Origin of the sequence: Variovorax sp. J2L1-78 (assembly GCF_030317205.1) — a bacterium.
Lineage (GTDB): Bacteria > Pseudomonadota > Gammaproteobacteria > Burkholderiales > Burkholderiaceae_C > Variovorax > Variovorax arabinosiphilus.
Genome location: NZ_JASZYB010000002.1, coordinates 476,017 through 498,854, shown reverse-complemented (window position 1 = coordinate 498,854; position 22,838 = coordinate 476,017). Strand labels below are relative to the sequence as shown.

General features: G+C 68.7%; 19 protein-coding genes. 13 read left to right on the top strand and 6 right to left on the bottom strand.

The window, feature by feature from the left end; translation table 11 throughout:
• Window positions 1-148 precede the first annotated feature (148 nt).
• The 3 genes from QTH86_RS16255 to QTH86_RS16245 all read right to left on the bottom strand — a co-directional run bounded on the left by QTH86_RS16255 (window position 149) and on the right by QTH86_RS16245 (window position 2,935).
• The gene (locus QTH86_RS16255; RefSeq protein ID WP_286647235.1) at window positions 149-1,345 is read right to left on the bottom strand and encodes an amidohydrolase family protein; all 1,197 of its coding nucleotides are present in this window, start codon (window positions 1,343-1,345) and stop codon (window positions 149-151) included.
• The gene (locus tag QTH86_RS16250; RefSeq protein ID WP_286647234.1) at window positions 1,291-2,046 is read right to left on the bottom strand and encodes a TetR/AcrR family transcriptional regulator; all 756 of its coding nucleotides are present in this window, start codon (window positions 2,044-2,046) and stop codon (window positions 1,291-1,293) included. The genes QTH86_RS16255 and QTH86_RS16250 overlap by 55 nt, the downstream gene beginning before the upstream one ends.
• A 115-nt stretch (window positions 2,047-2,161) precedes the next feature.
• The gene (locus QTH86_RS16245; protein WP_286647233.1) at window positions 2,162-2,935 is read right to left on the bottom strand and encodes a ferredoxin--NADP reductase; all 774 of its coding nucleotides are present in this window, start codon (window positions 2,933-2,935) and stop codon (window positions 2,162-2,164) included.
• A gap of 297 nt (window positions 2,936-3,232) precedes the next feature.
• Here QTH86_RS16245 and QTH86_RS16240 point away from each other — a divergent pair, with 297 nt between their 5' ends.
• The 12 genes from QTH86_RS16240 to QTH86_RS16185 all read left to right on the top strand — a co-directional run bounded on the left by QTH86_RS16240 (window position 3,233) and on the right by QTH86_RS16185 (window position 17,915).
• Window positions 3,233-4,846 carry a 6-hydroxynicotinate reductase gene (locus tag QTH86_RS16240; RefSeq protein ID WP_286647232.1) on the top strand — a complete coding sequence of 538 codons (1,614 nt, stop codon included), beginning with the start codon at window positions 3,233-3,235 and terminating at the stop codon, window positions 4,844-4,846.
• A 3-nt stretch (window positions 4,847-4,849) separates the two neighbouring features.
• The gene (locus QTH86_RS16235; protein ID WP_286647231.1) at window positions 4,850-5,749 is read left to right on the top strand and encodes a UPF0280 family protein; all 900 of its coding nucleotides are present in this window, start codon (window positions 4,850-4,852) and stop codon (window positions 5,747-5,749) included.
• Between the two features lie 20 nt (window positions 5,750-5,769).
• Complete coding sequence (locus QTH86_RS16230; protein ID WP_286647230.1) at window positions 5,770-6,411, top strand: amino acid synthesis family protein; 642 nt, start codon at window positions 5,770-5,772, stop codon at window positions 6,409-6,411.
• Between the two features lie 23 nt (window positions 6,412-6,434).
• Window positions 6,435-7,019 carry an amino acid synthesis family protein gene (locus QTH86_RS16225; protein WP_286647229.1) on the top strand — a complete coding sequence of 195 codons (585 nt, stop codon included), beginning with the start codon at window positions 6,435-6,437 and terminating at the stop codon, window positions 7,017-7,019.
• A 63-nt stretch (window positions 7,020-7,082) separates the two neighbouring features.
• Window positions 7,083-8,288 carry an ABC transporter substrate-binding protein gene (locus QTH86_RS16220; protein WP_286647228.1) on the top strand — a complete coding sequence of 402 codons (1,206 nt, stop codon included), beginning with the start codon at window positions 7,083-7,085 and terminating at the stop codon, window positions 8,286-8,288.
• 25 nt (window positions 8,289-8,313) lie between these two features.
• A complete protein-coding gene (locus tag QTH86_RS16215; protein ID WP_286647227.1) occupies window positions 8,314-10,230 on the top strand; it encodes an ABC transporter permease in 1,917 nt (638 codons plus the stop codon).
• Window positions 10,227-11,033, top strand: coding sequence for an ABC transporter ATP-binding protein (locus tag QTH86_RS16210; RefSeq protein WP_286647226.1), 807 nt, complete (start codon window positions 10,227-10,229; stop codon window positions 11,031-11,033). Before QTH86_RS16215 ends, QTH86_RS16210 begins: the two co-directional genes overlap by 4 nt.
• A 2-nt stretch (window positions 11,034-11,035) precedes the next feature.
• Entirely contained in the window at window positions 11,036-11,770 is a 735-nt protein-coding gene (locus QTH86_RS16205) for an ABC transporter ATP-binding protein (RefSeq protein ID WP_286647225.1), read from the top strand.
• A gap of 49 nt (window positions 11,771-11,819) precedes the next feature.
• Window positions 11,820-12,533 carry a bifunctional nicotinamidase/pyrazinamidase gene (pncA, locus tag QTH86_RS16200; RefSeq protein WP_286647224.1) on the top strand — a complete coding sequence of 238 codons (714 nt, stop codon included), beginning with the start codon at window positions 11,820-11,822 and terminating at the stop codon, window positions 12,531-12,533.
• 27 nt (window positions 12,534-12,560) lie between these two features.
• Window positions 12,561-13,694 carry an ABC transporter substrate-binding protein gene (locus tag QTH86_RS16195; RefSeq protein WP_286647683.1) on the top strand — a complete coding sequence of 378 codons (1,134 nt, stop codon included), beginning with the start codon at window positions 12,561-12,563 and terminating at the stop codon, window positions 13,692-13,694.
• Window positions 13,672-14,184 carry a (2Fe-2S)-binding protein gene (locus QTH86_RS16190; RefSeq protein WP_444813851.1) on the top strand — a complete coding sequence of 171 codons (513 nt, stop codon included), beginning with the start codon at window positions 13,672-13,674 and terminating at the stop codon, window positions 14,182-14,184. The genes QTH86_RS16195 and QTH86_RS16190 overlap by 23 nt, the downstream gene beginning before the upstream one ends.
• Window positions 14,181-17,915, top strand: coding sequence for a molybdopterin cofactor-binding domain-containing protein (locus QTH86_RS16185; protein ID WP_286647223.1), 3,735 nt, complete (start codon window positions 14,181-14,183; stop codon window positions 17,913-17,915). Before QTH86_RS16190 ends, QTH86_RS16185 begins: the two co-directional genes overlap by 4 nt.
• On the opposite strand, the gene yihG is transcribed toward QTH86_RS16185, so the two are convergent.
• Window positions 17,916-18,845 (bottom strand): 1-acylglycerol-3-phosphate O-acyltransferase, YihG family, encoded by a 930-nt coding sequence (gene yihG / locus QTH86_RS16180; protein WP_286647222.1) that lies wholly within the window; start codon window positions 18,843-18,845, stop codon window positions 17,916-17,918.
• A gap of 199 nt (window positions 18,846-19,044) precedes the next feature.
• On the opposite strand from yihG, the gene QTH86_RS16175 reads away from it, so the two are divergent.
• A complete protein-coding gene (locus QTH86_RS16175; protein ID WP_286647221.1) occupies window positions 19,045-20,229 on the top strand; it encodes a fumarylacetoacetate hydrolase family protein in 1,185 nt (394 codons plus the stop codon).
• Between the two features lie 12 nt (window positions 20,230-20,241).
• Here the strand turns inward: QTH86_RS16175 and QTH86_RS16170 are convergent, their stop codons facing one another.
• Together QTH86_RS16170 and QTH86_RS16165 are read right to left on the bottom strand one after the other, a co-directional pair.
• The gene (locus QTH86_RS16170) at window positions 20,242-20,997 is read right to left on the bottom strand and encodes an SDR family oxidoreductase (protein ID WP_286647220.1); all 756 of its coding nucleotides are present in this window, start codon (window positions 20,995-20,997) and stop codon (window positions 20,242-20,244) included.
• Between the two features lie 138 nt (window positions 20,998-21,135).
• Entirely contained in the window at window positions 21,136-22,665 is a 1,530-nt protein-coding gene (locus tag QTH86_RS16165) for a YifB family Mg chelatase-like AAA ATPase (RefSeq protein WP_286647219.1), read from the bottom strand.
• Between the last annotated feature and the right edge of the window lie 173 nt (window positions 22,666-22,838).

Below are 22,838 nucleotides of genomic sequence, written 5' to 3'. Positions count from 1 at the left end.
CACGGAGCGTGCCCGGCATTTCAGGCCTGCGGAGACGCATTTCGGGCGTGCGAGCGCCGACGTGGGGCGCAGCGCGCACCGTCACGTCCTGGAAAGGGGGTGGGGATGCTGGAGCGCCGGCAGTCGAGCGGCGCCCCGGCGGCGGGCGTCAGTGCCCGGAGAGAACGACCGGCACTTCGGTCGCCGGCGGCGTGTTCCGGCTGCGGCCGGCGCGCACGATGCCGTCGATCATCACCATGCCCACGCCCGGGATGTCGCCGAGCGCGACGCTCTCGAGCAGGCCGGCGGCGGGTGAATGCTGCGCGCGGTCCATGAAGACAAAGTCGGCATCGCGGCCCACTTCGATCAGCCCGCAGTTGAGGTTGCGGATGCGCGCCGTGTTGCCGGTTGCGAAGCAGAACACCTGCTCGGCCGGGATGTTGGCGAAAGCCGTGATGAAGGACACCATGCGCAGGATGCCCAGCGGCTGCACACCCGAGCCGGCCGGGCCGTCGGTGCCGAGGATCACGCGGTGCGGGCACTTCAGCTCGATCGCGGCGCGGGCCGCGGCGATGGCCGTCTTCTCGTTGCCGTTGTGCACGATCTCGATCGCGCGCGAGGACTTCTCGCACAGCTCGCACACATGCGCCTCGGGCAGCGAGGTGTGGCCGCCGTTGATGTGGCCGATGACGTCGGCGTCGGCCTCGAGCACCACGTCCTTGTCGATATAGCCCGAGCCCGGCACGGACGGGCCGCCCGTGTGGATGGTGCTCTGGATGCCGTACTTGCGCGCCCAGGCCACCATCTCCTTGGCCTCGTAGCCAGCCTTCACCGTGCCCAGGCCCACTTCGCCGAGCAGGCCCACGCCGGCCTCGGCCAGCTCCTTGAAGTCACTCTCGACCATGCCCTTCTCGATGACCGGCGCACCGGCCAGCACCTTCACGCCGCTGGGGCGGAAGTTGTCGTAGGCGCGCTGGGCGGTGATGGCCAGCGCCTTCAGGCCGACGATGTCCTTGGGACGGCCGGGCAGGTGCACTTCGCCGGCCGAGATCATCGTGGTCACGCCGCCGTTCATCGACGAATCGATCCAGCCCAGCTGGCTCTGGCGCGGCGTCCAGTCGCCGAAGACCGGGTGCACGTGGCTGTCGATGAGGCCGGGCGCGACGGTGGTCTTCCTGCAGTCGATGACGGTCTTGGCGCCCTCGACGTCGCAGTCCTTGTACTTGCCGACTGCGGTGATCAGGCCGTCGACGACGACGATGGTGTCGGCGTCGAGGATGGGGTGGTCGATGTCGCCTGAGAGCAGCAGCCCTATGTTCTGGATGACGACCTTGCCCGACTTGCCGCCGGCTGCGATTTCTGCCATTTGATGTCCTCGTGGGGGGATGTTGTGTCTGATATGTCGTCGGCGCGCACCGTGCGCAGCAGCGTTTCGATCACGAAGTCTTCCCAGTGCGTGACCGCCGCCGGCAACTCCAGCGGCTCGCCGAGGAAGGCGGTGAGCGTGTGGCGGTTGGCCGTGTAGAAATAGCCGGTGGCCGCGATCAGCAGGTAGACATCGCGTGCCACCAGGTCGGTGCGGAACAGGCCCTGCGCCGCACCGCTTTGCAGGATCTCGGAAACGATGGACACCGCGCGCGACGAGTACTCGCGTGCCCGCAGCGACTTCGAGATGTGCCGGCCCTTGTGCAGGTTCTCGGTGTTCAGCAGCGTGACGAACTCGGGGTTCTTGCGGTAGTAGCCGAGCACGAAGCGGATGACCGCGGTGAGCGCGTCCACAGGCCGCGTGGTGTCGAGGTCGAGCGCCGCCTCGGCATCGTCCATGCGCTGGTAGATGCCCTCGAGCACCGCGATGAAGAGGCCTTCCTTGCTGCCGAAGTAGTAGTAGATCATCCGGTCGTACGACTTCGCCGCCTTCGAGATCTTCTCGACACTGCCGCCGTCGTAGCCGTACTTGGCGAACACCTTGGTGGCCGCCTTCAGGATCGCATCGCGCGTGGCCTGCGCCGCAGCCTCGCGCACGCCCGTCTTGCGCTGGGGCTTGGCGGCAGGCTTGCGGGTGGTCATGCGTCGGCGCAATGCAGGAGTGCTCGGGACATGCCAGCGACATCCGCGGGCCTGGCTTTGCCAGACCGCAGGATGTGCCCCCCTGGGGGGGAGCCGCGCAGCGGCACGGGGGGGTTCATTTCTCGGCGAAGGCGCGTTCGACGACGAAGTCGCCGGGGGTGCTCGTGTTGCCTTCCTTGAAGCCGCGTGCTTCCAGCATGTGCTTCAGGTCGACCAGCATGCCGGGGCTGCCGCACAGCATCACGCGGTCTTCGGCGGCGTTGATCGGCGGCAGGCCGAGGTCGTCGGTGAGCTTGCCGCTTTCGACCAACTCGGTGATGCGGCCCATGTTGCGGAACTCTTCGCGCGTGACCGTCGGGTAGTACAGCAGCTGCTTCTCGATCAGCTCGCCCAGGAATTCATGCTTGGGCAGGTGGTCGATCACGAGGTCGTGGTACGCCAGTTCGTCGACCTGGCGCACCCCATGCACCAGGATGACCTTCTCGAACTTCTCGTACGTATCCGGGTCGCGGATGATGCTCATGAACGGTGCGAGGCCGGTGCCCGTGCCGAACAGGTACAGGCGCTTGCCCGGCAGCGTGTAGTCGATCAGCAGCGTGCCGGTGGGCTTGCGGCCCACGATGATGGTGTCGCCGACCTGGATGTGCTGCAGCTTCGAGGTGAGCGGGCCATCATCCACTTTGATGCTCAGGAACTCGAGGTATTCCTCGTAGTTGGCGCTGGCGATGGAATAGGCACGCAGCAGCGGCTTGTTGTTCACCTTGAGGCCGATCATGGTGAAGTGGCCGTTCGAGAAGCGCAGTGCCGGGTCGCGCGTGGTGGTGAAGGTGAACAGGCGGTCGGTCCAGTGGTGGACCGAGAGGACGCGTTCTTCGCTGAATGCACTCATGAAATGACTCGATGAAAAGTGGACGAAATGGCGGGCGACAAAATGCTTGCGAACGGGGCTGGCGGCGTCAACCTGCTGAAGTCGCCCAATTGTCGTTCACCGTATGCACCATGCCGGTGAGCCCAGGAAAACACCCATGCAAACATCGGGCCGGATTGGTAGATTCCGGACCGTTGATGTAGTGAACACCACATGAACGTGGAGTGGATGCTACACAAATGACAAATTGCGCACAAGCGTGAAACCGGCATGTTTGTTGCACGCGGTGGCAGCACGCTTTCTGAGAGAAACGCCACGATGACTGAACACACCAAGACAGATGGACTGCCGGGCATGGACGTGCCGGTGATCCCCGACGCCGCCGGTTTCGGCAAGGCCCCGCCGCGCAACGAACGCATGAGCACGGCCAAGGTCGAGTGCAACGCCTGCCCGGTGCTCTGCCAGATTTCCGACGGCCGCACCGGTGCCTGCGACCGCTACGCCAACCGCGACGGCGTGCTGGTGCGCGTCGACCCCGTCGTGCTGCTGCGCCGCGCGCTGAGCAACCCGTCGCCCGCGCTGGTGCCTTTCGCCCGCGACGGTGCCGAGCCCGCCGCTGAAGGCGCGGAAGCCGACTGGAACGGCGACCTGCTGCATGCCGACGAGGTCTTCGTCACCGGCGTCGGCTCCTCCACCACTTACCCTGACTACAAGCCCGCGCCTTTCATCGTCGGCTCCAAGGCGCGCGACGTCGACATGGTCACGGTCGTCACCGAAGGCATTTTCAGCTACTGCAGCCTGAAGGTGAAGATCGACACCGACCGCTTCCTGGGCGCCGAACAGGCCAACGTCCGCTACAAGGGCGAGGTGGTCGGCCACGTCACCACGGCCGAGTACGGCTCGCAGATGCTGTCGCTCGGCGGCGTGCACCACCTCACCGGCGGCAGCAAGAAGGAAGGCCGCATGGCGCTGGAGCTGATGCAGAAGCTCGGCAACAAGCAGGCGGCCGAATGCACCATCGACGGCGGCTCCAGCCTCGTCATCCAGGCCGGGCGCGCGCCCATCGTCAACGGCGTGGAAGAACAGCGCATGCGCGTGGGCTGCGGCTCGGCCGCCGTGGGCATCTTCGCGCGCCAGTTCGCCGGTGTGGCCGACGAGGTGGTGGTGGTCGACGACCACATCACCGGCGTGCTGACGCAGCACCAGGCCGGGCGCTGCCTGGACATGCCCGAATCGGGCATCAAGATGCTGGGCCGCAAGTCGACGCCCGGCCGCTACTTCCAGGTGGCCAACCCCGGCAACGGCTGGGGCGGCACCGACATCGCCGACCCGCTCTCGATCATCGAGGGCTGGGAAGAGGGCGTGGCCAAGCCGGGCCTGCGCCTGCTCATGACCTCCACCACCGGCGAGCATGCGCAGTGGTACGTGCTCGACGAGGCCCTGAAGCCGGTCGAGCAGCCGATGCCCGCCGAAGTGAAACGCATCGTCGAGCGCATCGGCGAGAACTGCGAACCCTCGCTCTGCACCGTGCTCTTCCTCGGCGGCGCGGGCGGCAGCCTGCGTGCGGGCGTCACCGAGAATCCGGTGCTGCTCACCCGCGCCATCAAGCGCGCGCTGGTCAACGTGACCTGCGGCGGTGCGCCGGCCTACGTGTGGCCGGGCGGCGGCATCACCGTGATGGTCGACGTCATGCGCATGCCCGACAACAGCTTTGGCACCGTGCCCACGCCGGCCATCGTCGCGCCCATCGAATTCAGCATGCGGCTCGAGGACTACGCCGCGCTCGGCGGCCACGTCGAGCATGTGTTCCCGCTGCAGGAGGCGCTGGCGCGCGGTGCGTGGCAGGACGACGGCGCGCCCGTCACGCGCCAGTGGGTGCGCATCGATGACGCCAACCCCTGGCCGCTCGGCCAGCCGCCGATGCTGGGCTGAACCTTGCACGCCGAACGCCATCTGCTCGACGCCCAGCGTTGGCATCTGCACCACGGCCCGATCGATCTGGTGATCGAGGCCGAGGGCGATGCTGCGGCCGTGGCGTCGGCGCATGCGGCGGCATGGGCGCGCTTCGAATCCCTGCTGGGTGAGTTGGTGGGTGAGCTGCCGCTGCTGCGCCAGCCCGTCGGTGCGACCTGTGGTTTGCGAGGCCCGATCGCGCGCCGCATGTGGAACGCCTGCGCGCCGTTCCGCCCGGCTTTCATCACGCCGATGGCGGCCGTGGCTGGCTCGGTGGCCGACGAGATCATCGCGCTCTATCGCCGACCCGGCATCGAGCGCGCCTGGGTCAACAACGGTGGCGACATCGCGCTGCACCTGGCGGCCGGGCGTTCGGCACGCGTCGGTCTGTTCGCGGACATCACCCGGTTCGACCTGGCCGACGCCGGCCCGCTCACGACCGACGGCCAGTTCGTCGTCGAGGCGGCCCAGCCGGTGCGCGGCGTCGCCACCAGCGGCTGGCGCGGCCGCAGCTTCTCGCTGGGCATCGCCGACAGCGTGACGGTGCTCGCCGCCACGGCCGCGCAGGCCGACGCGGCCGCGACCATCATCGCCAATGCCGTCGATGTCGACGACGGCGCGATCCGCCGGTTGCCGGCCAGCCAGTGCAAGGACGACAGCGACCTCGGCGACATCCCGGTGACGGTCGACGTGCCGCCCCTTGCCCCCGCGACGGTGCGCCGTGCACTCGATGCGGGCGCGGCCCGCGCGCGCAGCCTGCAGACCGGTGGAAACGCCTGGGCCGCGATGCTGGTTTGCCAGGGGCAGTGGCGTCTTGTCGAACCCTTATGCTCCATCACCGCGGCGACGCCGCGCGATGCAGTTGGTTCAGTATTTGCTTAACGAATGGCGAGCTTCATTCCATGATCGATATCCGCCGCGTCTTCACCCATGTCGAGCACATCCACCACGAGTTCGGTCCCCGCGCCGCAACGCCGCTGGTGCGTGGCGCCATCGGCGTGGTGATGACCAACCCCTTCGCGGGCCGCTACGAGCCCGACATCCTGCCCATGATGGCCTTGCTCGACCCGGTGGGCGTCGACATGGCGCACAGGCTGCACGCCGCCATGGACGTGCCGCTCGAGCAGATCGCCACCTACGGCAAGGGCGCCATCGTCGGCGCCGCCGGCGAACTGGAGCACGGCGCCCTGTGGCACGTGCCCGGCGGCTACGCCATGCGCGAGCTGCTCGGCTGGAAGGGCGACCGCGCCGCCTACACGGCCGGCAAGGCCGAGGAGAAGTCCGGCCAGCCCGGCAACGCGCTGTCCATCGTGCCCTCGACCAAGAAGGTCGGGCCGCCCGGCGCGGCGCTCGACGTGCCGCTGACCAACATCAACGCCAGCTACGTGCGCGGCCAGTTCGACGCCATCGAGGTGCGCGTGCCTGGTGCACCGGCCGCCGACGAGATCGTCTTCATCCTCGCGATGAGCACCGGCTACCGCGTGCACGCCCGCGTCGGCGGCCTGCTGGCCAAGGACATCAGCAAGTGGGACGGCCTGCGCTGAGCCCCGAGACAAAGGAAAACATCATGAGCGCCAACATCCGCAAACTCATCGTGCAGGTCGACGAGACCCGCAAGGAAATGGGCCAGGACATCACGCCGCCCACGCGCCGTGCCGTGGCCATCGCCGTCATCGAGAACCCCTACGCCGGCCGCTACAGCGAGTCGCTCGACGAACTCATCGCCATCGGCGAAGAACTGGGCGCGCTGCTGGGCCAGAAGGCGGTCGCGGCACTCGGCATCGCACCCGGCGAGGCGCAGAGCTATGGCAAGGCGGCCATCGTCGGCGAAGCCGGTGAGCTCGAACACGCCGCCGCCATCCTGCATCCGAAGCTGGGCGCACCGCTGCGCGCGGCGGTCGAAAAGGGCGCTGCGCTGGTGCCGTCGGCCAAGAAACGCGGCACGCTGGGCACCGCCATCGACGTGCCGCTGGGCCACAAGGACGCAGCCTTCGTGCGCAGCCACTTCGACGCCGTCGAGGCGCGCGTGTCCGATGCGCCGCGTGCCAACGAGATCGTCGTGGCCGTCGCCGTGACCGACAGCGGTCGTCCGCTGCCGCGCATCGGCGGCCTCCAGCATTCCGAAGTCAAGGGCGAAGACGGTCTGCGCTGACCGCACCGTCAGCGAGCCTGCCCCGTTGTGTTTTTTCTGTTCGACCTCTCCAGGAGTTTCCCCATGAACCCATTGCGTCATGTCTTCAGCGCGGCCGCCGTCGCCACGCTCGCCACCGCTCTCGTTCCCGCGCATGCGCAGGGCGTGATCAAGATCGGCGAAGTCAACAGCTACAAGGCGCAGCCCGCCTTCCTCGAGCCCTACAAGAAGGGGATGGAACTGGCCGTCGAAGAGATCAATGCCAAGGGCGGCATCAACGGCAAGAAGGTCGAGCTCATCACGCGCGACGACAACGCCAACCCGGGCGACGCGGTGCGTGTGGCCGAAGAACTGGTCGCCCGCGAAAAGATCGACGTGCTGACCGGCACCTTCCTGTCGAACACCGGCCTGGCCGTCGCCGACTTCGCCAAGCAGAAGAAGGTGTTCTTCCTGGCCGGCGAACCGCTGACCGACAAGATGACCTGGCAGGGCGGCAACGAATACACCTTCCGCCTGCGCCCCGGCACCTACATGCAGGCCGCGATGCTGGTGCCCGAGGCCGTCAAGCTCAAGAAGAAGCGCTGGGCCTTTGTGTACCCCAACTACGAATACGGCCAGTCCGCCGTCGCCGCGTTCAAGACGTTGCTGAAGGCCGCGCAGCCCGACGTCGAGTTCGTCGCCGAACAGGCGCCGCCGCTCGGCAAGGTCGATGCCGGCGCCGTGGCGCAGGCGCTGGCCGATGCCAAGCCCGATGCGATCTTCAACGTGCTCTTCGGTGCCGACCTCTCGAAGTTCGTGCGCGAAGGCAACACGCGCGGCCTCTTCAAGGACCGCGCGGTGGTGAGCGTGCTCACCGGTGAGCCCGAGTACCTCGACCCGCTCAAGGACGAGACGCCCAACGGCTGGATCGTGACCGGCTACCCGTGGTACGGCGTGCAGACGCCCGAGCACAAGGCCTTCTTCCTGGCGTACCACGAGAAGTACAAGGACTACCCGCGCCTCGGCTCGGTGGTCGGCTACAGCATGATCAAGTCGGTGGCAGCCGGCGCCGCCAAGGCCAAGAGCACCGAAACGGCCAAGATGGTCGCGGCCTTCAAGGGCCTCGTGGTCGACACGCCGTTCGGCAAGATCACCTACCGCCCCGAAGACCACCAGTCGACCATGGGCGCGTTCGTCGGCAAGACCAAGAACGACAACGGCAAGGGCGTGATGGTCGACTACACCTACTTCGACGGCGCCAAGTTCCAGCCGAGCGCCGCCGACGTCAAGAAGTCGCGCGCAGCCGACTGATCATCTTTCCGGAACGCTCGCACCCATGAGTCTCTCGTCCTTGCTGCTGCAGTTCCTCACCGGGCTGTCGTCGGCTTCTTCGCTGTTCCTCGTGGGGGCGGGCCTGTCGCTGATCTTCGGCGTCACGCGCATCGTCAACTTTGCGCACGGCTCCTTCTTCATGGTCGGCATCTATGTCGCCTACACGCTGGTCGACAAGCTCGGCACGGGCTTCGGCTTCTGGCCCGCGCTGGTGATCGCGGCGCTGTCGGTCGGCGTGCTCGGCGCGCTGATCGAAATGGTGCTGCTGCGCCGCATCTACAAATCGCCGGAGCTGTTCCAGCTCCTGGCGACCTTCGCGCTCGTTCTCGTCATCAAGGACGCGGTGCTCTATTTCTGGGGGCCCGACGAACTGCTCGGCCCCCGCGCGCCGGGCCTGTCGGGCTCGGTCGAAATCCTCGGCCGGCAGTTCCCGACCTACGACCTCTTCCTCATCGTCGTCGGGCCGGTCGTCCTCTTCCTCATGTGGCTCCTGCTCACGCGCACCCGCTTCGGCACGCTGGTGCGGGCCGCCACGCAGGACCGCGAGATGGTGAGCGCGCTGGGCGTGAACCAGGCGTGGCTCTTCACGGCCGTGTTCGCGCTCGGCGCGATGCTGGCGGGCCTCGGCGGCGCGCTGCAGTTGCCGCGCGAACCGGCCACGCTGGCGCTCGACCTGAACACCATCGGCGCCGCGTTCGTGGTGGTCGTGGTCGGCGGCATGGGCTCGATCCCCGGGGCCTACGTGGCGGCGTTGCTGCTGTCGCAGATCAAGGCCATCTGCATCTGGCTCGGCGTCGTCGATGTCTTCGGCTTGAGCATTTCCTTTTCCAAGCTCACGCTGGTGACCGACTTCGTCGTGATGGCGATCGTGCTGGTGTGGCGCCCATGGGGCCTGTTCGGCCGCCCGCAGGCACCGAGCCGCTATGTCGGCATGCCTGAAGAGCCGTTGCGCCGCGCGAGCAAGGGCTACCTGTGGCTGGTGGGTGCGCTCGGCCTGGTGCTGATGGCGATGCCGCTGCTCACGGCCGACTCGCCGTACACGACGGTGCTGATGATCGACCTGCTGATCGCGGCGCTGTTCGCGGCCAGCCTGCACTTCATCATGGGTCCGGCCGGCATGCATTCCTTTGGCCATGCCGCGTACTTCGGCCTCGGCGCGTACGGCGCCGCGCTGCTGGTGCGCGCCAGCGGCTTGCCGATGGAAGTCGCGCTCATCGTCGCGCCACTGGTTGCCGCCATCGGCGCGTTGATCTACGGCTGGTTCGCGGTGCGGCTGTCGGGCGTGTACCTCGCGATGCTCACGCTGGCCTTCGCGCAAATCACCTGGGCGGTGGTCTACCAATGGGATTCGTTCACCGGCGGCAGCAACGGGATCACCGGCGTCTGGCCGTCGGAATGGCTCGCGGACAAGCGTGCCTACTACTGGCTCACGCTGGTGCTGGTCGCGGCCGGCATCCTGCTGCTGCGCCGCGTGCTGTTCTCGCCCTTCGGCTATGCGCTGCGGGCTGGTCGCGATTCGGTGCTGCGTGCCGATGCCATCGGCATCGACGTCAAGCGCATGCAATGGACCGCCTTCGTCATCGCCGGGGCCGCAGCCGGTCTCGCGGGTTCGCTCTACGCGTTCTCGAAGGGGAGCATTTCGCCGGAGAGCCTGAGCGTCGACAAGTCGGTCGACGGCCTGGTGATGGTGCTGCTCGGCGGCATCCAGACGCTGGCCGGCCCGGTGGTCGGTGCGGTCACCTTCAGCTGGCTGCACGACACGGTGGCGCGCAACACCGACTACTGGCGCGCGATGCTCGGCGCGATCATCCTGCTGCTGGTGCTGTTGTTCCCGCAAGGTATCGCGGGCTTCGCCAAGCAGCTGTTCGACAAGCGCAAACGCAAGCCCGCAGCGGCTGCAATCGAAGAGGCCAAGGCATGAGCGGCACACCCCTTCTCAAGGTCGAGAACCTGGGCAAGTCCTTCGGCGGCGTGAAGGCCGTCGACGGCATCAGCTTCGACCTGGCGCCGGGTGAACTGCTGGCGCTGATCGGGCCCAACGGGGCCGGCAAGTCGACCACCTTCAACATGGTCAACGGCCAGCTCAAGGCCGACCAGGGCTCGATCAAGCTCAATGGCGACGAGCTCGTCGGCCGCAAGCCGCGCGAGATCTGGCGCCTGGGCGTGGGCCGCACCTTCCAGATCGCCGAAACCTTTGCGTCGCTGACCGTGGTCGAGAACGTGCAGATGGCGCTGCTCTCGCACGACGGCAAGCTCTTCTCGATGTGGCGCCGCGCGGCCGACCATCGGCGCGACGACGCGCTGGCGCTGCTCGACCAGGTCGGCATGAAGGCGCAGGCCGACCGCCCCTGCAGCGAACTCGCCTATGGTGACGTCAAGCGCGTCGAACTCGCCATCGCCATGGCCAACGAACCCAAGCTGCTGCTGATGGACGAGCCCACCGCCGGCATGGCGCCCAAGGAGCGCAATTCGCTCATGGCGCTGACCAAGGACCTGGTGATCCAGCGCGGCATGGCGGTGCTCTTCACCGAGCACAGCATGGACGTGGTTTTCGCCTATGCCGACCGCATGATCGTGCTGGCCCGCGGCCGCCTCATCGCGCAGGGCAAGCCGCTGGAGATCCGCGACCACCCGAAGGTGCAGGAGGTGTATTTCGGCAGTGGCAAGACTTTCGAGAAGATCGCAGAGAAGGCCGCGGAAGTGAACGCGGCAGTGGGAGCCTGAGCATGAGCAAGCACGAGACACTGCTGACCGCCCAATCGCTGTGCGCCTGGTACGGCGCCGCGCAGATCCTCTACGACGTCGACCTCGAAGTCCGCCGCGGTGAAGTCGTCGCGCTGATGGGCCGCAACGGCGCGGGCAAGTCGACCACGCTGAAGGCGCTGATCGGCATGCTGACCAAGCGCAAGGGCGCGGTGAGCTTCCTCGGGCACGACATCTCCAAGAGCGAACCGCACCACGCGGCCAAGATGGGCCTGGGCTTCGTGCCCGAGGACCGCCGCGTGTTCACCGACCTCACGGTCATGGAGAACCTCGAGGTCGGCAAGCAGCCGCCGCGGCGCTGGGCCGACGGCAGCGAGGCACCGCTGTGGACGCCCGAGCGGCTGTTCAAGCTCTTCCCGAACCTCGGCGAGATGCCGCAGCGCCCCGGTGGCCGCATGAGCGGCGGCGAGCAGCAGATGCTGACCGTGGCGCGCACGCTGATGGGCAACCCCTACCTCGTTCTGCTCGACGAGCCGTCCGAAGGCGTGGCGCCGGTCATCGTCGAGCAGATGGCGAACATGATCCTCGAACTCAAGGCGCAGGGCGTGAGCATCCTGCTGTCGGAGCAGAACATGCACTTCGCCGAGCTGGTGTCCGACCGGGCCTATGTGCTCGAGAAGGGCCAGATCCGCTACCAGGCGACGATGGCCGAACTCGCCGCGAACGACGACGTGCGCCGCGCCTACCTGAGCGTTTGAACGCGGCGTCCGATCACCGTTCTTCTCCACCTTTGCCAGGAGCCCCGCCATGCAACGCAGAACCTTCCTTCACGCCGGTGCCGCCCTCGGGCTCGTGGCGCTGTCGCCGCAGCTCTTCGCTGCGGGCAAGCGCAAGCCGGCCGCCAACGCCGCGCTGATCGTGGTCGATGTGCAGAACTGCTTCATCGAGGGCGGCACGCTGCCGGTGAAGGGCGGTGCCGAGGTGGTGCCGGTGATCAACAAGCTGGCCGGCGCCTTCCGGAACGTGGTGGTCACCCAGGACTGGCACACGCCCGGCCACGCGTCCTTCGCGACGGCCTACCCCGGCAAGAAGCCCTTCGAGACGACCACGCTCACCTACGGCACGCAGGTGCTGTGGCCCGACCACTGCGTGCAGGGCACCGACGACGCGTCGCTGCACAAGGACCTGAAGCTGCCGACCGCGCAGCTCATCATCCGCAAGGGCTACAACAAGGGTGTCGACAGCTATTCGGCCTTCGAGGAAGCCGACCACAAGACGGTGACCGGCCTGGCCGGCTACCTCAAGGCACGCGGCATCAAGACGGTGTACATCACCGGTCTGGCCACCGACTTCTGCGTCGCCTGGACCGCCATGGACGCGCGCAAGGCCGGCTTCGAGGCCTACGTGATCGAGGACGCTACGCGCGCCATCGACCTCAACGGTTCGCTCGCGGCCGCCTGGAAGCAGATGGCGGCCAAGGGCGTGAAGCGCATCCAGTCCAGCGATATCGAAACGGCCTGACGCGTGATGCCCGTCTCCCGCCGCACGATGGTGGCCCGCAGCGCCGCCGCCGTGATGATCCCCGCCGTGTCCGGTTTCGCCCGTGCCGAGAACGGCGTGTCGGACAACGTGATCCGCATCGGCCAATCGGCCGTGTTCAGCGGTCCGGCCAAGGACTTCGGTGTGGACTACCGCGCGGGGCTGCAGGTCTGCTTCGGCCGCATCAACAAGGGTGGGGGCATCCACGGCCGGAAGATCGAGCTGATCTCGTACGACGACGTCTACGAGCCGGCGAAGACCGCCGTCAACACCGCCAAGCTGATCGACGAGGACAAGGTCTTCGCGCTGATCGGCTACGTCGCCACCGGCAACCTCGCTGCGGCGATGCCGCTGGCCGACAAGGCCGGCGTGCCGATGTTCGCCCCGCTGGTGGGCACCACGTCGTTCCGCACCAGCTTCAACCGCAACCTGTTCCATGTGCGCGCGGGCTACGACTTGGAGCTGCGCAAAATCATCAGCCACCTGTCGACCATCGGCATCGGCAACATCGCCGTGGTCTTTCAGGACAGCGCCTTCGGCAAGTCGAACCTCGCCACCTGCGAACAGCTGGCGGCCGACTACAAGGTGCAGGTGGTCAAGGCCGTGCCGATGGCGATCGCCGCGACCGACGCCAAGGAGATCAGCGCGACGCTCGCGGGCGCCAGGCCCGGCGCGGTGGTGATGATCATGGCGGGGCGCATGGTCGAGGTCTTCATCCGCGATTACCGCGCCGGCGGCGCGGCGGCGCCGCTGTACACGCTGTCGGTGGGCATCACCGATGCGCCGGGCTCGGCCGAACGGCTGCAGGGCAAGCTCGAAGGCCTGGTCACGGCCAGCATCGTGCCGCCGCCGCAGTCGCTGTCGGTGCCGATCGTGGCCGACTACCAGCGCGACCGGGCCGAGGCCGGCGAGAAGATCGACAGCTACACGGCGCTCGAGGGCTACATCGTGGCGCGCGTGTTCGCCGAGGGCTTGCGTCGTGCCGGGCGCACCCTCACGCGCGAAGCCTTCGTCGCGGGCATGGAGGGCATCGGCAATGCACGCTTCGGCGAGTTCCCGGTGACCTATGGCCCGAGGAACCACAACGGCTCGACCTTCGTCGACCTGGAGATGTACAAGCGTGACGGACGGCTGCAGCGCTGACACCACGGCGCATGCGGCCAGCCTGGTCACCTTGACCGTCAACGGCGAGCCGCAGGCGCTGGCCGTGTCCCATGAGACCTCGTTGCTGCAGCTGCTGCGCAACGACCTCGGCCTCAATGGCCCCAAGTACGGCTGTGGCCTCGGGCAATGCGGCGCCTGCACCGTGTGGGTCGACGGCGTCGCAGCGCGCTCCTGCGTGATTCCCGCGCATGGCGTGGCCGGCCGTGCCATCACCACGCTTGAAGGCCTGGGCTCGCGCGTGAACTGGCACCCCGTGCAGGCGGCCTTCGAAGACGCCCAGGCCGCGCAGTGCGGCTACTGCCTCAACGGCATGGTGATGCAGGCCGCGGCGCTGCTCGCGCGCGAGCCGCACCCGAGCGAAGAACGCATCCGTGCCGAGCTCTCGGGCAACCTGTGCCGTTGCGGCACGCACGTCGAGATCGTGCGCGCGGTGCAGCTCGCCGCATCGCGGCTGGCAGCGAACGCATGACGAGCGTGCGTCGGGCCGACACGCCGCACACGCGCGGCGATTTCCTGACGGCCGACGGCGTACTGGTCATCACCCGGCCGACGCCGCTGCCGCCGCCTCCGGCCCAGGGCCAGCCCATCGCGGTGTCGGGCAACCCGGCCGAAGGCGACGAGATCCTGCTCGCGGTGTGGGACGACGGCAGCGTCACCGCGCTGCACGGCCACGTCGACCTGGGCACCGGCATCCGCACGGCCCTGGCGCAGATCGTGGCCGAAGAACTCGACATCCCGCTCGGCGACCTGAACATGGTGCTGGGCGACACCGCGCGCGTGCCCAACCAGGGCGGCACCATCGCCAGCGCGTCGATCCAGATCCACGCGGCGCCGCTGCGCGCCGCGGCCGCCCAGGCGCGCGCCTGGCTGCTGGCACAAGCCGCGGTGCGGCTCGGTGTGCCGGCCGATGCGCTGTGCATCGAGGCCGGCGTGGTGCAGCTGCGCGACGACGACGGTCGTCGGCTGCCGCTGGGCCAGCTGGTCGCGGGCCAGCGCACCGTGCTGTCGCTCGACACGTCGACACCGACCAAGAGCGCCGCGGACTACCGCCTCGTCGGCACGCGCCAGCCGCGCGTCGACATCCCCGCCAAGCTGGCGGGCGAGCTGGTCTTCGTGCACGACATGCGCGTGCCCGGCATGCTGCACGGCCGCGTCGTGCGGCCGCCGTACGCGGGCGCCGACCATGGCGACTACATCGGCAATACGCTCGAATCGGTCGACGAATCGTCCATCGCGCACATCCCCGGCATCTGCGCCGTGGTGGTGCTGCGCGACTTCGTCGGCATCGTGGCCGAGCGCGAGGAGCACGCCGAGCAGGCCATGCGCGAACTGCGTGTGACGTGGAAGGCCTGGCCTGGCATGCCGGACCTGTCGAACGTCGAACAGGCGCTGCGCAACAACCCCGCGACGCAGCGCCTGCTGATCGACGACGGCGATGTCGACGGTGCCATCGCGCGCGCGGCGCAGCCGATGCGGCGCACCTACGTGTGGCCCTATCAAATGCACGCGTCGATCGGGCCGTCGTGCGCGCTCGCCGATTGGCGTGCCGATGCGCCTGACGGCTTTCCCTTGCGCGTGTGGGCCGGGTCGCAAAGCCCGCACGTGCTGCGCGACGACCTCGCCAGACTGATGGGCCTGCAGGACCTGCAGGTCGACGTGGTCCGCATGGAAGCTGCCGGTTGCTACGGCCGCAACGGTGCCGATGACGTGGCCGCGGATGCCGCGCTGCTGGCCCGCGCCGTCGGTGCACCGGTGCGCGTGCAGCTCACGCGCGAACAGGAGCACGCGTGGGAGCCCAAGGGTGCTGCGCAGCTGATGGACGTCAATGGCGGGCTCGACGCCGACGGCGGCATCGCCGCCTACGACTTCGAGACCTCGTACCCGTCGAACGGCGCCCCCACGCTGGCGCTGCTGCTCACGCGCACTGTCGAGCCGGTGGCCCAGGCCTACGAGATGGGCGACCGCACGGCGCGCCCGCCCTACACGGTCGACAACCTGCGCGTGAAGGTCAACGACATGGCGCCGATCGTGCGCGCCTCGTGGCTGCGTGGCGTGTCGGCGTTGCCGAGCTCGTTCGCGCACGAGTCGTATATCGACGAACTCGCCACCGCGGCGGGCGTCGACCCGGTGCAGTTCCGCCTGCGTCACCTGCACGACGAGCGAGCGGTCGAGCTGGTGCAGGCCACCGCGCAGAAGGCCGGCTGGCGCATGCGCACCGGGCCGCAGGAGAACGCGGATGGCGGACTTGGCCAAGGGGGCGACATCCTCTTCGGCCAGGGCTTCGCCTATGCGCGCTACGTGCACAGCAAGTGGCCCGGCTTCGGCGCGGCCTGGGCCGCCTGGGTGGCCGACGTCGAGGTGAACCGCAAGACCGGCGAGGTGCACGTGCGCCGCGTGGTGGTCGGCCACGACGCGGGGATGATGGTCAACCCCGCGGGCATTGAGCACCAGATCCACGGCAACGTGATCCAGACCACCAGCCGCGCGCTGATGGAGGAAGTCCGCTTCGCGCCGCAGCAGGCGGGTGGCGCGCCTGCCGGTGAGGTGATGGCCGGCCGGCCGGCGTCGGGCGTGGTCGCGAACCGCGAGTGGGGCGGCTACCCGATCCTCAACTTCCGCCAGGTGCCGGTGATCGAGGTGATGCACATGCCGCGGCAAGGCGAGGCGCCGCTGGGGGCGGGCGAGTCGTCGTCGGTGCCGGGCACGGCGGCCATCGCGAACGCGATCTTCGATGCGACGGGGGTGCGTTTTCGTTCGCCGCCCTTCACGCCGGAGGTGGTGCGTGCGGCGCTGAACCCTTTGATGCCGCCCGATGGTGAGGGTGCCACTGCAGATCTACCACGCGCGCACGCGCCAGGGGCCACGCCGCCGTTACGCATGCCGACCGATGCGCCCTGGCCGAAGCGCAAGGGCATGTGGGCCGCGGCGAGTGCCGTGCTCATCGGCGGCATCGGCGTGTTCGCCGGCGTGCTGGGCTGGCGCTCGGCCATCGCGCCCGTGTCGCTCACCGCACCGGTCTACAGCGCGACGACCATCGAGCGGGGCCGCGTGCTCGCCGCGATGGGCGACTGCGCCGTGTGCCACACCGCCGAGGGCGGCACGCCCAATGCCGGCGGCCGTGCGATGAACACGCCCTTCGGCACGATCTACACCACCAACCTCACACCCGACCCCGAAACAGGACTGGGCCGCTGGTCCTTCAGCGCCTTCCAGCGCGCGATGCGCGAAGGTGTCTCGCGCGATGGGCATCACCTGTACCCGGCCTTTCCATACACGGCCTTCGCCAAGACCAGCGACGACGACCTGCAGGCGCTGTACGCGTACTTCATGTCGATGCCACCGGTGCAGTCAGCCACGCCGAAGTCGGACCTCAAGTTTCCCTTCAACATGCGCCCGCTGATGGTCGGCTGGAACGCGCTGTTCCACGACCCCACGCCGTATGCACCGGTCGCCACGCAAAGCGCCGAATGGAATCGCGGGGCCTACCTGGTCAACGGCCTGGGCCATTGCGGCGCCTGCCACACGCCGCGCAATGCGCTGGGCGCGGAGCAGGGCGGCCGTGCCTTCTTGTCGGGCGCGATGGTCGACGGCTGGGAGGCGCCTGCGCTCACGGCGCTGTCGAAGTCCGCCGTGCCCTGGAACGCCGACGCGCTTTATGGCTACCTGCGCAACGGCCATGCGCCGTCGCACGGCACCGCTGGCGGGCCGATGGCCGAGGTGGTGCGCGAACTGCAGCAGGTGTCCGACGAAGACATCCGCGCGATGAGCACCTACCTCGCATCCTTCAACCCGGCCGTGCCCGACCCGCAGGCCCTGGCCGCGCAAGCCGTGCAGACGGCTGCCGCCACCAAAGGCCGGCTGCTCGGCGCACCGCAGCGCCTGTTCGACAACGCCTGCGCCGCCTGCCACCACGACGGCGACGGGCCGACGCTGTTGGGCGTGAACACGCCGCTGGCGCTCAACACCAACTTCACGAGCGACCGGCCCGACAACCTGCTGCGCACCATCCTCGACGGCGTGCGCGAGCCGGCCACGAAGGACATCGGCTTCATGCCGGCCTTCGGCGGTGCGCTGGACGACGCGCAGATCGTCGAGCTCGCCGGCTACATGCGCGCGCGCTTCGCGCCGCAGGCTGCGCCGTGGGCCACCCTGGCGAAGGATGTGGCGCGGCTGCGTGCCGAAACCACCGTCAGGCGCTGATCAAGTCTTCGCGGCCGCCGTATCGGACGGTGCGGCCTGTGGCGGCATCAGCGCGTCGATCTCCGCATCCTTGGCGGCCCAGATGCCCGCCAGCCATCGGTGGAACCGGCCGCGGAAGACCGAGTCGGCGACGTAGTCGCCCTGCGCGAAGTCTGCCGGGATCGCCACTTCGCGCGCCCGCACGACGACGCGTGTCGTGCGGCCGCAGAGAAAGTCCCAGAAGCTCGGCACGCCGTCGGGGTAGACGATGGTCACGTCGATCAGCGACTGGAACTTGGCGCCCATCGCTTCGAGTGCCAGTGCGAGCGCGCCGGACTTGGGCTTGAGCAGGTGGCGGTAGGGCGAGCCCTGCGCCTGGTGCTTGGCGGCGGTGAAGCGCGTGCCCTCGGCGAAGTTCATCACGCTGGTGGGCACCAGCGCGAATTTCTCGCAGGCGCGGCGCGTGGTCTCGCGGTCCTGGCCGCGCAGCGCGGGGTTCTTGCGCAGGTCGGCCTTCGAGTGGCGCGCCATGAAGGGGAAGTCGAGCGCCCACCAGGCCAGGCCGATCACCGGCACATAGATGAGCTGCTGCTTGAGGAAGAACTTCAGCATCGGAATGCGGCGGTTCATCGTGTGCTGCAGCACGAAGATGTCGACCCACGACTGGTGGTTGGCGTTCACCAGGTACCAGCCGCGGTAGGCCAGGTCGTCGACACCCTGCACGTCCCATTGGGTCCGCTGCGTGAGCCGCATCCAGCCGCTGTTGCAGGCGATCCAGGCCGTGGCCACGCCGTTGAGCACCGGGTCGATGGCTTTGCGCACGGCGGCGAAGGGCAGCACCAGCTTCACCAGCGCGAGCACGAAGACCAGGCTGCACCAGAACAAGGTGTTGACGACCAGCAGCAGGAAGGCGATGACGCCGCGGACGACGGGGGGCAGAAAACCGAGCATGGGACGGGCGGCGCCGCGAAGGCGCGAGTGAGCGCGAGGACTGCGATTGTGCGCACAAGATGGCCCGAGGCTTCCTGCGCCAGATCAGGCCGGTGCGGAATCCCTGCGGCACGCACGCGGCGGCCGGGCGCGTTATCGTTGCGGCGCACGGCCTTCGCGGCCGGTGCGTCCTTCAGAACTTCAGAGCCGAGACAACACCATGCCCCTCTCCCTCCGTGCCTCTTCCTCTCTTCCGCACGATACCGCCCAGGCCACGCTGGTCGGCCGCCTTTGGCAGCCGGACGTCGGCCCGGTGCTGGTGGCGGTGCATGGCGACCACCTGCACGACCTGTCGCGCGTCGCGCCCACCATGAGCCAGCTGCTCGAAGGCGACGCGCCCGCAGCCGCTGTGCGCGCGGCGCTGCAGGACGGCATCGCGCATCGCATCGCATCACTCGAAGGAGCCCTGGCCAACAGCGACGAGACGGCACGCGACACGACCCAGCCCTGGCTGCTCGCGCCCTGCGACCTGCAGGCGGTGAAGGCCAGCGGCGTGACCTTCGTCGCGAGCCTGCTGGAGCGCGTGATCGAGGAGCAGGCGCGCGGCGATGCGTCGCGGGCCGAGGCCACGCGCCAGGCCATCGGCGACGTACTCGGCGACAACCTGGCGGACATCGTGCCGGGCTCGCCCGAGGCGGCGCGCGTGAAAGAGGTGCTGATCGCCCAGGGCGCGTGGTCGCAGTACCTGGAGGTCGGCATCGGACCGGACGCCGAGATCTTCACCAAGGCGCCGGTGCTGTCGGCCGTGGGCACGGGTGCCGACGTGGGCATCCATTCGGGGTCGGTCTGGAACAACCCCGAGCCGGAGGTGGTGCTGGCCGTGAACAGCCGGGGCCAGACCCTGGGCGCGGCGCTGGGCAACGACGTGAACCTGCGCGACTTCGAAGGCCGCAGCGCGCTGCTGCTGGGCAAGGCCAAGGACAACAACGCCTCCTGCGCCATCGGGCCTTTCATCCGCCTGTTCGACGCCGGCTTCGGCATCGACGACGTGCGGCGCATCACGGTCGGCCTGCAGGTCACGGGGCCGGAAGGCTTCACGATGGAGGGGTCGAGCTCGCTCGCGAAGATCAGCCGCGATCCGCTCGACCTGGTGGGCCAGGCCATCAACCAGCACCACGACTACCCGGACGGGCTGATGCTGTTCCTGGGCACGATGTTCGCGCCCACGCAGGACCGCCACGGCCCAGGCCAGGGTTTCACCCACGTCGTGGGCGACCAGGTGCGCATCTGGGCCCCGGAACTCGGCGCGCTGGTCAACCGCGTGGTGCACGCCGACCAGGCGCCGCGCTGGCGCTTCGGCATCACCGCGCTGATGCGCAACCTCGCGCACCGCGGGCTGCTCTGAGCCCGAACGTTCTCACCAGGGCAGCGGGTCGCCCAGATGGAAGAAGCCACCGCTGGGGCCATCGGCCGGCAGCGTCGCCAGCTGCACGCTGGTCTTGGCGCCGTCGACCACGTTCATCGGCGCATTGCTGCCGCCCATGGCGGTCTGCACCCATCCGGGGTGGGCCGAATTGACTTTGGTGGTGCTGCCCTTGAGCTCGTAGGCCAGGTGCACCGTGTAGGCGTTGAGGGCCGTCTTGGAGGCGTCGTAAGCGGTCGCCTTCGCATCGTAGATCGGTGAGGCGGGGTCGCTGTGCAGCGTCAGCGAACCGAGGATGCTCGACAGGTTGACGATGCGGCCGGCCGGCGCCAGGCGCAGCAGCGGCAGCAGCGCCTGCGTGACGGCGATGGGCGCGAACAGGTTGGCGTCGAAGGTCGCGCGCAGCACCTTGTCGGGCACCGTCGAGGGCAGGTAGCGCGGCGCGCCGCCGGGCTCGCCTTCGAGGTAGACGCCGGCGTTGTTGATCAGGATGTCGAGGCGCCCGGCCTTCTTCTGGAAGAAATCGAAGGCGCGGCGGTGGTCGGCGTCGTCGGTCACGTCGAAGACGATCGATTCGGCCTCGATGCCTTCCTCGCGCAGCTGGGCGACGGCGTCGCGGCCGGCTTCGGCGCTGCGGGCGCCGATCACCGGCAGGATGCCGAGCGCGCCGAGCTGGCGCGCGGTTTCGAAGCCGATGCCGCGGTTGCCGCCGGTGATGAAGGCGATCTTGCGATCGAGGGGGGTGCTCATGGGGTTCTCCTGGGTTTGAGGGATTGACCGCGCCCGGTGCGCTGCCATGGCGCGATGGTCGCGCAGCCGGTCGTTGCAGGCGCGGTTGCTTTGCGAATGCAGTGTTCGCCGAAAAGCCAACAGTGGCAGGGAACCCGTTCAGCGCAGCGCGCGCCGGTACTGCACCGCCTCGGCCACGTGCGGCTGCTGCACGGTTTCGGTGGCCGCCAGGTCGGCAATGGTGCGCGCCACCTTGAGCGCACGGTGTGTGCTGCGTGCCGACCAGCCCAGCCGCGCGGCCGCGGTGTGCAGAAAGCCGAGCGCGGCCGGCGCCAGCGCGGCATGGCGGTCGATCGCCGCACCTGCCAGCGCTTGGTTCGGCATGCCCTGGCGGGCGATGGCGCGTTCGCGGGCGGCGACGACGCGCGCACGGATGTCGGCGGTCGATTCCCCCGGGGCGGCGTCGAGCAGTTGCCGCGGTGCGATCGCCGGCACCTCCACGTGCAGGTCGATGCGGTCGAGCAGCGGGCCGCTGAGCTTGCCTTGGTAACGCGCCACTTGCTCCGGCGTGCAGCGGCAGGCCTTGAGCGCGGAGCCGAGGTGACCACACGGGCACGGGTTCATGGCCGCGATGAGCTGGAAGCGCGCGGGGAATTCGGCCCGGCGAGCCGCGCGCGAGATGGTGATCGTGCCGGTCTCGAGCGGCTCGCGCAGGGCTTCGAGGGCGGCGCGGGCGAACTCGGGGAATTCGTCGAGGAAGAGGACGCCTCGATGCGCCAGCGAGATTTCGCCCGGCCGCGGCGGCGAGCCGCCCCCGACCAGCGCCACCGCGCTGGCGGTGTGGTGCGGCGCCGCGGTCGGCCGGCGCATCCATGCATCGACGGTGAAGCGCCCGCCCAGGCTGGCGATGGCGGCGCTCTCGAGCGCTTCCTCGACCGTCATCGGCGGGAGCAACCCGGCGAAGCGCTGGGCCAGCATCGACTTGCCCGAGCCCGGCGGGCCGACCATCAAGAGCCCGTGCTGGCCGGCGGCCGCGATCTCCAGCGCGCGCTTGATGCCGGCGTGGCCCTTCACGTCGGCCAGGTCGGCGTAGGGCGTAGCGGCCGCGGCCGGACTGGGCGTCACACGGGCCCAGCCTGCGGCCGGCGGCGTTTCGGGTGTGCCCGCCGGCTGGTGCAGGAACTGCCCGACCACGTCGAGCAGGTGCTGCGCGCCATACACCACCGCGTCGGGCACCAGCGCGGCCTCCTGCGCGCTGTCGGTCGGCAGCACCAGCCGCGTCGCCACGCCGCGCGTGTGCAGCGCAAGCGCCATCGCGAGCGCACCACGCACAGGCCGAAGATGGCCGGAGAGTGAGAGCTCACCTGCGAACTCGTGACCGGCCAGCCGCTCGGGGTCGATCTGGCCGCTGGCGGCGAGGATGCCCAGGGCGATCGGCAGGTCGAAACGGCCGGAATCCTTCGGCAGATCGGCCGGCGCGAGGTTGACGGTGATGCGCTTGTTGCTGGGGAATTCCAGCCCGGCGTTGTGGATCGCCGAGCGCACGCGCTCGCGGGCTTCCTTGACCTCCACGTCGGCCAGACCCACCAGCGTGAAGCTGGGCAGACCGTTCGCCAGGTGCACTTCGACCGTGACAGCGGTCGCTTCGAGCCCGAGCAGGGCGCGGCTTTGCACCAAAGACAGACTCATTCTTCTCCCTTTCACCAATATGGTGCGATCTTGTATGTCCAGAGCGACAACGTTCACATTGGTGCGCACCTGCGGTTTGAAACAATTTTGGCTACGTTTCAAGCCGTGACAGCGCTTACGTGATCACTCTCGCGCCCAAGACCCGTGCAGTTTGGCACGCTCCCTGCTTTGAC

Coding starts and splice junctions, on each gene's coding strand:
- QTH86_RS16255 (WP_286647235.1), bottom strand. CDS start 1,345: ATGGCAGAAATCGCAGCCGGCGGCAAGTCGGGCAAGGTCGTCATCCAG.
- QTH86_RS16250 (WP_286647234.1), bottom strand. CDS start 2,046: ATGACCACCCGCAAGCCTGCCGCCAAGCCCCAGCGCAAGACGGGCGTG.
- QTH86_RS16245 (WP_286647233.1), bottom strand. CDS start 2,935: ATGAGTGCATTCAGCGAAGAACGCGTCCTCTCGGTCCACCACTGGACC.
- QTH86_RS16240 (WP_286647232.1), top strand. CDS start 3,233: ATGACTGAACACACCAAGACAGATGGACTGCCGGGCATGGACGTGCCG.
- QTH86_RS16230 (WP_286647230.1), top strand. CDS start 5,770: ATGATCGATATCCGCCGCGTCTTCACCCATGTCGAGCACATCCACCAC.
- QTH86_RS16225 (WP_286647229.1), top strand. CDS start 6,435: ATGAGCGCCAACATCCGCAAACTCATCGTGCAGGTCGACGAGACCCGC.
- QTH86_RS16220 (WP_286647228.1), top strand. CDS start 7,083: ATGAACCCATTGCGTCATGTCTTCAGCGCGGCCGCCGTCGCCACGCTC.
- QTH86_RS16215 (WP_286647227.1), top strand. CDS start 8,314: ATGAGTCTCTCGTCCTTGCTGCTGCAGTTCCTCACCGGGCTGTCGTCG.
- QTH86_RS16210 (WP_286647226.1), top strand. CDS start 10,227: ATGAGCGGCACACCCCTTCTCAAGGTCGAGAACCTGGGCAAGTCCTTC.
- QTH86_RS16205 (WP_286647225.1), top strand. CDS start 11,036: ATGAGCAAGCACGAGACACTGCTGACCGCCCAATCGCTGTGCGCCTGG.
- pncA (WP_286647224.1), top strand. CDS start 11,820: ATGCAACGCAGAACCTTCCTTCACGCCGGTGCCGCCCTCGGGCTCGTG.
- QTH86_RS16195 (WP_286647683.1), top strand. CDS start 12,561: ATGGTGGCCCGCAGCGCCGCCGCCGTGATGATCCCCGCCGTGTCCGGT.
- QTH86_RS16185 (WP_286647223.1), top strand. CDS start 14,181: ATGACGAGCGTGCGTCGGGCCGACACGCCGCACACGCGCGGCGATTTC.
- yihG (WP_286647222.1), bottom strand. CDS start 18,845: ATGCTCGGTTTTCTGCCCCCCGTCGTCCGCGGCGTCATCGCCTTCCTG.
- QTH86_RS16175 (WP_286647221.1), top strand. CDS start 19,045: ATGCCCCTCTCCCTCCGTGCCTCTTCCTCTCTTCCGCACGATACCGCC.
- QTH86_RS16170 (WP_286647220.1), bottom strand. CDS start 20,997: ATGAGCACCCCCCTCGATCGCAAGATCGCCTTCATCACCGGCGGCAAC.
- QTH86_RS16165 (WP_286647219.1), bottom strand. CDS start 22,665: ATGAGTCTGTCTTTGGTGCAAAGCCGCGCCCTGCTCGGGCTCGAAGCG.